The organism is Aeromonas sp. QDB30, from assembly GCF_027707645.1.
Classification (GTDB): domain Bacteria; phylum Pseudomonadota; class Gammaproteobacteria; order Enterobacterales; family Aeromonadaceae; genus Aeromonas; species Aeromonas caviae.
The window spans coordinates 1-12092 of the sequence record NZ_JAPCIY010000002.1 but is presented as its reverse complement, the minus strand read 5'-3'; the positions used below and the strand labels follow the sequence as shown (position 1 = coordinate 12092).

Annotated in this window: 9 protein-coding genes; 5 read left to right on the top strand and 4 right to left on the bottom strand. The window is 61.1% G+C overall.

Features of this window, described 5'->3' with window-relative positions; translation table 11 throughout:
* Positions 1–202: 202 nt before the first annotated feature.
* Complete coding sequence (gene nadC, locus PG896_RS00745; protein WP_270835298.1) at positions 203–1066, bottom strand: carboxylating nicotinate-nucleotide diphosphorylase; 864 nt, start codon at positions 1064–1066, stop codon at positions 203–205.
* Positions 1067–1069: 3 nt separating this feature from the next.
* Entirely contained in the window at positions 1070–1540 is a 471-nt protein-coding gene (locus PG896_RS00740) for a retropepsin-like aspartic protease family protein (RefSeq protein WP_042015101.1), read from the bottom strand.
* Positions 1541–1668: 128 nt separating this feature from the next.
* Between PG896_RS00740 and ampD the strand changes: the two genes are divergently transcribed.
* From ampD to lpdA, 5 genes are all read left to right on the top strand, one after another.
* On the top strand, positions 1669–2241 hold the full coding sequence (gene ampD / locus PG896_RS00735) for a 1,6-anhydro-N-acetylmuramyl-L-alanine amidase AmpD (RefSeq protein WP_039040507.1): 573 nt from the start codon (positions 1669–1671) through the stop codon (positions 2239–2241).
* Between the two features lie 276 nt (positions 2242–2517).
* On the top strand, positions 2518–3282 hold the full coding sequence (pdhR, locus tag PG896_RS00730) for a pyruvate dehydrogenase complex transcriptional repressor PdhR (RefSeq protein ID WP_010675815.1): 765 nt from the start codon (positions 2518–2520) through the stop codon (positions 3280–3282).
* Between the two features lie 83 nt (positions 3283–3365).
* Entirely contained in the window at positions 3366–6026 is a 2661-nt protein-coding gene (gene aceE / locus PG896_RS00725) for a pyruvate dehydrogenase (acetyl-transferring), homodimeric type (protein WP_270835297.1), read from the top strand.
* A 120-nt stretch (positions 6027–6146) separates the two neighbouring features.
* On the top strand, positions 6147–8042 hold the full coding sequence (aceF, locus tag PG896_RS00720) for a pyruvate dehydrogenase complex dihydrolipoyllysine-residue acetyltransferase (RefSeq protein ID WP_052814469.1): 1896 nt from the start codon (positions 6147–6149) through the stop codon (positions 8040–8042).
* Positions 8043–8190: 148 nt separating this feature from the next.
* Positions 8191–9618 (top strand): dihydrolipoyl dehydrogenase, encoded by a 1428-nt coding sequence (gene lpdA / locus PG896_RS00715; protein ID WP_010675812.1) that lies wholly within the window; start codon positions 8191–8193, stop codon positions 9616–9618.
* Between the two features lie 73 nt (positions 9619–9691).
* Here lpdA and PG896_RS00710 read toward each other — a convergent pair whose 3' ends face one another.
* Entirely contained in the window at positions 9692–9874 is a 183-nt protein-coding gene (locus PG896_RS00710) for a hypothetical protein (RefSeq protein WP_017779057.1), read from the bottom strand.
* 143 nt (positions 9875–10017) lie between these two features.
* Entirely contained in the window at positions 10018–11928 is a 1911-nt protein-coding gene (locus tag PG896_RS00705; protein WP_043154121.1) for a methyl-accepting chemotaxis protein, read from the bottom strand.
* Positions 11929–12092 lie beyond the last annotated feature (164 nt).

Below are 12092 nucleotides of genomic sequence, written 5' to 3'. Positions count from 1 at the left end.
TAGCCACTTTTATGTCATTTAGTGAAATGTGTAGAAAAATCAAAGATTAAATGGCTTCCATTGGCACTTGTCATGAGGCGGGAGGGCCCATCTTCACACTCCTTATGTCGTGGGATCCTGCATAAAGAAAAGGCGCCGATGGCGCCTTTTGCAAGTTTCGAGCCCTGTAATATTTTGGGCACGAGCAACGGATGGGGCTTGCTCAAGCCGCGACAAAGCGCATGGAGAGATCCAGTGCCCGCACATGCTTGGTCAGCGCTCCCACCGAGATGAAGTCGATCCCGGTCGCGGCGTATCCGGCAAGGGTATCGAGGGTGACGTTGCCGGAGACTTCCAGCTTGGCTCTGCCCTGATTGAGGCGAACGGCTTCCTGCATCATGGGGATGTCGAAGTTGTCCAGCATCACGATGTCGGCCTCGGCCGCCAGAGCCAGTTCCAGTTCGGCCAGCGATTCGACCTCCACTTCTACCGGTTTGCCCGGGTTGAGGTGACGCGCCTGGGCGATGGCTTCCTGAATGCCCCCGCAGGCCAGGATGTGGTTCTCCTTGATGAGATAGGCATCGAACAGCCCGATACGGTGGTTCTTGCCACCACCGCAGGTGACGGCATATTTCTGTGCACTGCGCAGGCCCGGCAGTGTCTTGCGGGTGTCGAGCAGGCGGCAGTCGGTGCCTTCCAGCTCGGCCACATAGCGGGCGGTGAGGGTGGCGACGCCACTCAGGGTCTGCACGAAGTTCAGCGCATTGCGCTCGCCAGTCAGCAGCACGCGGGCGGGGCCATGGAGGCGGAACAGCTCCTGATTGGGGGCAAGGCGTTCACCATCTTGCACTTTCCACTCGACCTTCACTTCGCCACCGAGCTGGGCAAACACCTCGTCGACCCAGGGCTGGCCGCAGAAGACGCCCGCCTCGCGGGTGATGACTCGCGCGGTCGAGATGCGATCGGCCGGGATCAGCTGGGCCGTGATGTCGGCGCTGGCATCCGGTTGATCCAGCGCGGTGAGGGCATCGCCCAAGTCTTCGAGAAGTGCGGCGCGCACGGCGCGGCGGATGTCCTGTTGTAACATGCCTTATTCCTGCAAGGGTCTGAGAAGCAATTGCCTGTCTTTCTGGCGCAATTCCAGCCTGCCCAGGGCATTCATGCCCACCAGGATCTCCTCCCCGTCGGCAGCCGGATTGATAAAGACGGACAAATCGTACAGGGTCAGCGGACCCATCGCCAGACTTTCGATCCGGCCGGTTTCGACCTGGATCTCTCCGGCTGCCGTGTTGACACGGCTGCGGCCCGTGGCGACGAGGCCGAGCCGGGCGGCCACCTGGCTCGGTATGGTCACCCGGGTTGCTCCTGTGTCCAGCAGCAGTTGCACCGGCTGGTCGTTGATGGCACCCTCCAGACGATAATGGCCGCTGGCATCGGCCCTGAGCAGCAGATCGCCGCTGGCGGTCACCGACGGTTGTTCACGGCCATGAAAGTAGAGGGTCAGCAGACCCAGCAGCGAGAGCCAGGCGAGCAGCCAGAGACGGCGTGCCATCGGGTGCATAGTGTGTCCCATATCGCGCGAGTGAATGGCTCAGCCTAACATAGCGTTATCCATGAATTCAGAGACTTGTTCCCAGTTTTCCCATCCCGCCAGAGGCACATCGCTTCCATTTGTGAGTCGAGCAGACGATGACACAACCCACAACCCTGTTTTCCATCGATCGTGAAGGATGGTGCGAGCAGGCCCGCAAGGTGCCTTCCCCCCATCACAATGAGAGGCTCAGCCCGGAGGATGTCTCCTTGCTGGTGATACACGGCATCAGCCTGCCCCCCGGGCAGTTTGGTGGCCCCTTTATCGACGATCTGTTTCTGGGGCGCCTCGATCCCGGTGCTCACCCCTATTTCGCCGGTATTCACCAACTGAGGGTCTCGGCCCACTGCCTGATCCGCCGCGATGGGGAACTGGTACAGTACGTGCCTTTTGGCGCCAGGGCATGGCATGCGGGAGTCTCGAGCTGGGAGGGGAGGGAGGCGTGCAACGATTTTTCCATCGGGATCGAACTGGAAGGGACCGACGAGCTTCCCTACAGCGACAAGCAATACGAGGTGCTGTCGGACCTCAGCCGGGCGATTGTTCACCGTTATCCCGCCATCACGGCGGACCGTATTGTCGGCCACTGCGACATCGCGCCGGGCCGCAAGACGGATCCGGGTGACAGTTTCGAATGGCCTCGCTATCGGGAAAAGCTTCACTTTGAGTGAAAAATCTAAAAATTATTTTGTGTTTTTAGAATCAATGGCTTGCCTTGTCTGGCAAGCCATTTTTCATGCTGTTGAATAAATGTTATCGGTGAGCAAGCTCACAAATATTGGTCAGACCATTTTCTATGAGCTATATCATGATTCCGCGTTTTTACCCCCAAAGTGGCAACCGAGCTTCTTGATTCAGATCATCTTTTGGGTGGACTTTTTTCAAGTCCTCTGCTAATTTTCGCCCCAACCATAAAATTGGTAATACCAATTTAACAAAGTAGCCTCATGCCCTATATCAAGATAACTCAGCCCAAGCTGGCCGACGCCATTGTCGCCGAGCTGGAAAGCATGATTCTGGAAGGCAGCCTGCAGCCGGGCCAGAAGTTGCCGCCCGAGCGGGAACTCGCCATCCAGTTTCAGGTGTCGCGCCCTTCCTTGCGCGAAGCCATCCAGCGCCTGGAAGCGAGAGGACTCTTGTATCGTCGTCAGGGCGGTGGCACTTACGTACAAAATGCCCTGAGCAAGGGGATCGCCGACCCCCTGTTCGAACTGCTCAGCACTCACCCGGAAGCCCAGTACGACCTGCTGGAGTTTCGTCACGCGCTGGAAGGCATCTGTGCCTACTATGCTGCGCTGCGGGGCACCGAGGCTGATTTCGAACGGATTCGCCTGGCGCAAGCCGCCATCGAAGAAGCCGGCCAGCAAGGCTCGCTGGTGGTCGAATCGGCCGCCGTGACCCAGTTCTATCTGGCCGTGGCCGAGGCCTCCCACAACGTGGTGCTGCTGCACCTGTTGCGGGCCATGGGCCCCATGCTCGAGCAGAACATTTTACGCAATAACGAAATTTTGAATCGCCGTCCGGGAGTGGTCGCCAAGATCCGTCGCCATCGTGCGAGCCTGATCGAGGCTATCCTGTCGGGGGCTCCGGAGCGGGCCAGGGCTGCTTGTCATGAGCACCTGGCCTTTATCGAGGACACCTTGTTGGATATGCAGAGGGAAGACAGCCGGATCCAGCGATCCATGCGTCGGATCCGTCAGCAGGAAAACTAATCCCACAAGGCTTTCTTAATTGTCGAATGCTTGCGCCCTTCGCCGTGCAATGCCGTGCAATCACAACAACATAGGAACCAGCCATGTCTGATATCCTGAAGAACGATGTGGACCCGATAGAAACGCTGGAGTGGCTTGCCTCTCTGGAATCCCTGCTGCGTGAAGAGGGTCCGCAACGCGCTCAGTTCATCCTTGAACAGTTGGCCGAGAAAGCCCGCGCAAGCGGTGTGGACGTGGCTGCCAAGGCAAACCGCGACTACATCAACACCATCCCGTCCAGCGACGAACCGGCTTACCCGGGCGACCTGGAAATGGAACGCCGCATTCGCGCCATCATCCGCTGGAACGCCATGATGATCGTGCTGCGCGCCTCCAAGAAAGACCTGGACCTGGGTGGTCACATGTCTTCCTTCGCTTCTTCCGCGACCATCTATGAAGTCTGCTACAACCACTTCTTCCGTGCCCGCAACGAGAAGGACGGTGGCGATCTGGTCTACTTCCAGGGTCACATCTCCCCGGGCATCTACGCCCGTGCATTCGCCGAAGGTCGCCTGACCGAAGAGCAGCTGGACAACTTCCGTCAGGAAGTGGATGGCAAGGGTATCCCTTCCTACCCGCACCCGAAACTGATGCCGGAATTCTGGCAGTTCCCGACCGTTTCCATGGGTCTGGGCCCCATCGCCGCCATCTATCAGGCGCGTTTCCTGAAGTACCTGACCGACCGTGGCATCAAGGATTGCTCCGAGCAGACCGTTTACGCCTTCCTGGGTGACGGCGAGATGGACGAGCCGGAAGCCAAGGGTGCCCTGACTGTTGCCGTGCGTGAAAAGCTCGACAACCTGGTGTTCGTGGTCAACTGCAACCTGCAGCGTCTGGATGGTCCGGTTGTCGGCAACGGCAAGGTCATCAACGAGCTGGAAGGCCTGTTCGCCGGCGCTGGCTGGGACGTGACCAAGGTCATCTGGGGTCGCAAGTGGGATGAGCTGCTGAAGAAAGACACTTCCGGCAAGCTGATCCAGCTGATGAACGAGACCGTGGACGGTGACTACCAGACCATGAAGTCCCGTGACGGTGCCTACGTGCGCGAGCACTTCTTCAACCGTTACCCGGAAACCGCCGCGCTGGTCAAAGACATGACCGACGAGGAGATCTTCGCCCTGAACCGCGGTGGTCACGACCCCCGCAAACTGTTCGCCGCCTTCTCCAAGGCTGCACAGACCAAGGGCAAGCCGACCGTGATCCTGGCCAAGACCATCAAGGGCTATGGCATGGGCGAAGCGGCCGAAGGCAAGAACATCGCTCACCAGGTCAAAAAGATGGATCTGGGCTCCGTGCGTCACCTGCGCGATCGTTTCAACCTGCCGGTCACCGACGAGCAGCTGGAAAACCTGCCGTACCTGAAGATCGAAGAGGGTACCGAAGAGCACAAGTACCTGCACGCCCGCCGTGCCGCACTGAAGGGCTATGTACCGACCCGTCTGCGCGAGAGCACCACCAAGCTGGAAATCCCGGCGCTGGATGCCTTCGGTCCGCTGCTGGGTGAACAGGCGCGCGAAATCTCCACCACCATGGCGTTCGTGCGTTCCCTGAACGTGATGCTGAAAGACAAGTCCATCGGCAAGCGCATCGTCCCGATCCTGGCTGACGAAGCCCGTACCTTTGGTATGGAAGGCCTGTTCCGCCAGATCGGTATCTACAGCCCGCACGGTCAGCAGTACACCCCGCAAGACCGCGACATCGTCTCCTACTACAAGGAAGACAAGCAGGGTCAGGTTCTGCAAGACGGTATCAACGAGCTGGGCGCCATGTCCTCCTGGCTGGCTGCTGCCACCTCTTACAGCACCAACGACTGCCCGATGATCCCGTTCTACATCTACTACTCCATGTTCGGCTTCCAGCGGATCGGCGACATGGCGTGGGCAGCCGGTGACCAGCAAGCCCGTGGCTTCCTGCTGGGTGCGACCTCCGGTCGTACTACCCTGAACGGCGAAGGTCTGCAGCACGAAGATGGTCACAGCCACATCCTGGCGAACACCATCCCGAACTGCATCTCCTACGATCCGTCCTACGCCTATGAAGTGGCGGTGATCGTACAGGACGGCCTGCGCCGCATGTACGGTGAGAACCCGGAGAACGTGTTCTACTACATCACCACCCTGAACGAGAACTATGCCATGCCGGCCATGCCGGAAGGCGCCGAGGAAGGCATCCGCAAGGGTATCTACAAGCTGGAATCCATCGCCGGTGCCAAGGCGAAAGTTCAGCTGCTGGGTTGTGGTTCCATCCTGGGTCACGTGCGCACTGCCGCCCAGATCCTGGCCAGCGAGTACGGCGTGGGTTCCGACGTGTTCAGCGTCACCTCCTTCAACGAACTGGCTCGTGACGGTCAGGACGCGGATCGCTGGAACATGCTGCACCCGACCGCCGAAGCGCGTGTGCCCTACATCGCTCAGGTACTGGGTTCCGAAGCCACCATCGCTGCGACCGACTACATGAAGTCCTTCGCCGATCAGGTGCGTGCCTTCGTTCCGACCGAGAACTACCGTGTCCTGGGTACCGACGGTTACGGCCGCTCCGACAGCCGTGCCAACCTGCGTCGTCACTTCGAAGTGAACGAGTTCTACGTAGTGGTTGCTGCCCTGACCGAACTGGCCAAGCGCGGCGAGGTAGACAAGCAGGTTGTGGCCGAAGCCATCGCCAAGTACGGCATCGATGCCGACAAGGTCAACCCGCTGTACGCGTAAGAGGATTGAGTGTCGCGCCGGGTATCCGGCGCGACCTTGCCTGGGTTTAAACGGATAACGCGGGATGCGCGTGGTGATGCTCAGGCAGCCACGCGGATGCACGCAAGAGGATAAAGCGCAATGTCCAAACAGATTATGGTGCCGGATATCGGTGCCGATGAAGTTGAAGTCACCGAGATCATGGTGGCCGTGGGTGACAAGGTCGAGCTGGACCAGTCCCTGATCGCCGTGGAAGGTGACAAGGCCTCCATGGAAGTCCCGGCTCCGGCCGCCGGTATCGTCAAAGAGATCCTGATCAAGGTGGGCGACAAGGTTGCCACCGGTTCCCAGATCATGGTCTTCGAAGCCGAGGGTGCTGCCGCACCGGCTCCGGCCCAGGCTGCTGCCCCGGTTGCTGCCGCGCCGGCCGCCGCTCCTGCTGCTGCCGCTCGCCAGGACGTCAACGTGCCGGACATCGGTGGTGACGAAGTCGAAGTAACTGAGATCATGGTTGCCGTGGGCGACATGGTTGAAGCCGACCAGTCCATCATCGCCGTGGAAGGTGACAAGGCCTCCATGGAAGTGCCGGCACCGTTCGCCGGTCGCGTGGTCGAGATCAAGGTTGCCGCCGGCGCCAAGGTTTCTACCGGCTCCCTGGTGATGGTCTTCGAAGTGGCGGGCGCAGCCCCGGCCGCTGTTGCTGCGCCGGCTCCTGCTGCTGCCCCCGTGGCTGCCGCTGCTCCGGTTGCCGCCGGTGCCAAGGACGTCAACGTGCCGGACATCGGCGGTGACGAAGTGGAAGTGACCGAAATCATGGTCGCCGTGGGTGACAAGGTTGAAGCCGACCAGTCCCTGATCACCGTGGAAGGCGACAAGGCCTCCATGGAAGTGCCTGCGCCGTTCGCCGGTGTGGTCAAGGAGATCAAGGTGAAGGCGGGTGACAAGGTCTCCACCGGTTCCCTGATCATGGTATTCGAAGTGGCGGGTGCCGCTCCGGCTGCCGTGGCTGCTCCGGCTCCTGCCGCAGCGCCTGTTGCTGCCGCTCCGGCTGCCGCCGCTCCTGCGCCGGTTGCCCAGGCTGCTGCCGCCTCCGATTTCGTCGCCAACGACGCCTATGTCCACGCCTCCCCGGCTGTACGCCGTCTGGCGCGCGAGTTCGGTGTCAACCTGGCCAAGGTGAAAGCCTCCGGTCGCAAGGGTCGCATCGTCAAAGAAGACGTGCAGGCTTACGTGAAGGATGCGGTCAAGCGCGCCGAGTCCGCTCCGGCTGCCGGCACCGGCACTGGCAACGGCATGAGCGTCGTGGCCTGGCCGAAGGTTGATTTCAGCAAGTTTGGCCCTGTCGAAGAGCTGGAGCTGACCCGTATCCAGAAGATCTCCGGTCCTGCCCTGCACCGCAACTGGGCCATGATCCCCCACGTCACCCAGTTCGACGAAGCCGATACCACGGATCTGGAAGCGTTCCGCAAAGAGCAGAACATCCTGGCCGAGAAGCAGAAGCTGGACGTGAAGATCACCCCGCTGGTGTTCATCCTGAAGGCGGCCGCCAAGGCCCTGGAAGCCCATCCGCGCTTCTGCAGCGCCCTGTCCGAAGACGGCAGCAAGCTGATCATGAAGAAGTACATCCACATCGGTGTGGCGGTGGATACCCCCAACGGTCTGGTGGTTCCGGTGGTTCGCGACGTCAACAAGAAGGGCATCCACGAGCTGTCCCGCGATCTGGCCGAGATCTCCAAGAAGGCCCGTGCCGGCAAGCTGACCGCTGCCGACATGCAGGGCGGTTGCTTCACCATCTCCAGCCTGGGTGGCATCGGCGGTACCAGCTTTACCCCGATCGTCAACGCGCCGGAAGTGGCCATCCTGGGCGTCTCCAAGTCCGAGATGAAGCCGAAGTGGAACGGTAAAGAGTTCGTGCCGCGCCTGATGCTGCCGCTGGCTCTGAGCTACGACCACCGCGTCATCGATGGCGCCGACGGTGCCCGCTTCATCACCACCCTGAGTGGTGTGTTGTCCGACATTCGTCGACTGGTCCTGTAAGTGAGAGGGCGGGCCCAGAGCCCGCCCTTTTTGCTTCTCATTTCGTTAACAGGATTGTAAACTTGCCCCGTTTTTTTCACGGCTGCAGCGGCCTTGTTTGGCATAAGACTGTGCTGTCCGGGGATATAAGAACGACAAAGAGGTCATGATGAGTAAAGAAATCAAAACCCAGGTCGTAGTACTGGGTGCTGGCCCTGCCGGTTATTCCGCTGCCTTCCGTGCGGCTGACTTGGGTCTGGATACCATTATCGTCGAGCGTTACTCCACCCTGGGTGGCGTCTGCCTGAACGTGGGTTGCATCCCGTCCAAGGCACTGCTGCACGTCGCCAAAGTCATTGAAGAAGCCAAGGCGCTGGCCGAGCACGGCATCGTCTTCGGTGCCCCGCAGACCGACATCGACAAGGTGCGTCTGTGGAAAGAGAAGGTCATCAACCAGCTGACCGGCGGTCTGGCTGGCATGGCCAAGATGCGTAAAGTCCAAGTCGTGAACGGCTTCGGCAAGTTCACCGGTCCGAACACGCTGGAAGTGGAAGGCGCCGACGGCAAGACCACCGTCACCTTCGACAACGCCATCATCGCCGCCGGTTCCCGTCCGGTGAAGCTGCCGTTCATCCCCCATGACGACCCCCGCGTATGGGACTCTACCGATGCGCTGGAACTGACGACCGTTCCTGGCAAGCTGCTGGTCATCGGTGGCGGCATCATCGGTCTGGAGATGGGTACCGTGTACTCCTCCCTGGGTTCCGAGATCGACGTGGTGGAATTTGCCGACCAGCTGGTACCGGCTGCCGACAAAGACATCGTCAAGATCTACACCAAGCGCGTTGCCAAGAAATTCAACATCATGCTGGAGACCAAGGTCACCGCCGTTGAAGCCCGTGAAGACGGCCTGTACGTCTCCTACGAAGGTAAGCACGCCCCGGCCGAGCCGGTTCGCTACGACAACGTGCTGGTTGCCGTAGGCCGTGTGCCGAACGGCAAGATGCTGGATGCCGAGAAGGCCGGTGTTGCCGTCAACGAGCGCGGTTTCATCGAAGTCGACAAGCAGCTGCGTACCAACGTGGCCCACATCCACGCCATCGGCGACATCGTCGGTCAGCCCATGCTGGCCCACAAGGGTGTACACGAAGGCCACGTGGCGGCCGAAGTCATCGCCGGCAAGAAGCACTACTTCGACCCGAAAGTGATTCCGTCCATCGCCTATACCGAGCCTGAGATGGCCTGGGTGGGTCTGACCGAGAAGGAAGCCAAGCAACAGGGTCTGAACTTCGAAGTCGCCACCTTCCCGTGGGCTGCTTCCGGTCGCGCCATCGCGTCCGACTGCTCCGACGGCATGACCAAGCTGATCTTCGACAAGGAGAGCGGCCGCGTCATCGGTGGTGCCATCGTGGGCACCAACGGCGGTGAACTGCTGGGTGAAATCGGTCTGGCCATCGAGATGGGTGCCGACGCCGAAGACATCGCGCTGACCATCCACGCTCACCCGACTCTGCACGAGTCCGTGGGTCTGGCTGCCGAAGTGTTCGAAGGCTCCATCACCGACCTGCCGAACGCCAAGGCCAAGAAGAAAAAATAATCTTCTGCCCGTTTCATAAGAAAAGCCGCTCCATGGAGCGGCTTTTTGTTGTCTGTCTTTCGGCACCCAGCGGTCAGCAGCGCCCCTTCTTGGCCTGTCCCGGTGGGCAGAAGGTACCGTAGCCTCCGCGATCCCCGTCGCTGACCCGGATCCGGGTATCGTCCACGCTCACATCGGCCCCGTGCACCCGCACGGGCCCGCTGCTGCAGGCACTGAGCAGCCCCCCCAGCACTATCATCACGACCAGCTTGCCCATCATACCTCCTCGCGTTTTCCTGATTATGAGGCATGTGGCAGGGCGGTGGGAGACGACGTATCCCCCGTGCGTCACGGCTTGCCGTGGTCATGAAGAAGGGCGCCGAAGCGCCCTGGTGCGGGTCAGGAAGAGGTGCCGGACGCTCAGAGGCGGAAGTTGCCGACCAGCTTGTCGAGCTCGCCGGAGAGGTGCTGCAGGTTGCGGCTCGACTCGGTCAGGTGATGGGCGATATCGGCGGTCTCCATGGTGAGCTGGTTGATGTCCTCCACGTTGCGGTTGAGTTCGCCCACCACGCTCGACTGCTCTTCGGTGGCGGTGGCGACCTGGATGTTCATGTCGCTGATCTGGGTGATGTGTCCGGTGATCTGGTCGAGGGCGCCGTTGGCCTCGTCGGCCTGGGTCACCACCCGCAGGCTCTGGTTGCGGCCCTGGGCCATGGCGCTGACGGCGCGGGCGCTCTGCTCCTGGAGGCTGTTGATCATGCTCTGGATCTCGGCGGTGGAGGCGGCGGAGCGGCTGGCGAGGTTGCGCACCTCGTCGGCCACCACGGCGAAGCCACGGCCCTGCTCGCCGGCACGGGCGGCCTCGATGGCGGCGTTGAGGGCCAGCAGGTTGGTCTGCTCCGAGATGCTGCGGATGGTGTCGAGGATGCTGCCGATGGAGTCGGTCTGGCTCGCCAGGGACTCGATGACCCCGGCGACCTGTTCGATTTCACCGGAGAGGCCGACGATGCCGTGACGGGCCTGGGCGACGACCTGGGCCCCCGCATCGGCCTGCTCGTTGGCCTGCTTGGCGACGTCGGCTGCCAGGGATGCATTGCCGGCGATCTCGCTGACGGTGGCTCCCATCTCATGGATGGCGGTGGCGACCTGGACGGTGCGATCCCGCTGGGCGGTGCAGTTGTGCTGGGTGAGCTGGGCTTTGGCTGCCACCTCGTTGGCGGTGGCGGCGAGCTGGCGGGAGTTGCTCGCCACCTGTTCGATGGAGCCGTGGATCTTGGCGACAAAGTTGTTGAAGCCGGTCGCCACCTGGGCCAGTTCGTCACGGCCATCGACCTTGAGGCGATGGGTGAGGTCGCCATCACCGCTGCCGAGTTCGCGGAACAGGCGGGCCAGTTCGTTGAGGGGGCGGCTCACGGAGCCCGCCAGGAGAACGCCGAGCAGCCCCATGCCGACGGCGATGGCCAGGCTGACCAGCACCATGTGCAGGCGCGCTCTGTCCAGTTCGGCATAAATCTCGGCCTCCGGCACCTGGGCCACCAGATACCAGTCGAGCAGGGGGATGTAGCTGCTGGCCAGGATTACTGGCTGGCCGTCGACCTCGGCATGGGTGGCGGCAAAGGGCTGCTTGTTGAGCAGGTTGGTGCTACTGCCGCTGGCCAGCTGGGTCAGGTTGTCCCGATCGATGCGGGCGGCGTCGGGGTGCAGCTTCACCTTGCCGCTGCCGTCTGTCATGAAGACGAAGCCGCTGTCGCCGATGCGGAAGTTGGCGAGCATGCTGACCATGCTGTCGAGGGATTTGGCGAGGCCGGCGAGGCCGCGTCCGTCGAGTTGCTGGAAGTTGACGAACAGTTTCACCTCGCCGTTGCTCTCCCGAAAGATGCTAAGCATCAGATCCTGGCGGCTCTTGGTGTAGTCATAGAACCAGTTGTCCTGCTCGTGGTTCAGGATGCGCAGAAAACCGTCCTGGTTGTAGTAGGCGGCACTCTGACGATCGGCGAAGGAGGCGGTGACCAGACCATACTGGCTCGTCATGTCCTTGAGCTGGTTTATGAGGATGGACTCCTGCTCCTTGGGCATGCCGCGCTCGACCCAGTCCAGCACGAAGCGGTCGTTGGCAAGCTGTCTGGCGGCATTGGCGACCGAGGTGAGATCCTTTTCGATCTCCTTGCCGATGCGCTGGGTCAGGTTGGGCAGCTCCTGCTCGAACATGCGGTCCTCGATCAGCTGCTGGGCAGAACGCTGGCTGAAATAGCCCACCAGCAGGCAGGAGAGGGCCACGGCGAGGATGACGGTGGCCAGAATTTTCTGTTTCAGTGTCAGGCTTGCGAACATAAGGGTGACTCGTAAGTGTGAACCAGGGTTGAACTCATAATAGCGGCTGATTTGGCGCGCTCTTGAGGCGGTGGGGGCCTTTATTGTGGTTCTTCGCGGGATCTTGGGGAAGTGGAAGTTGACAGACAGGGTGCTGGTAAACTGGCTGTCTCCAAACACACCAC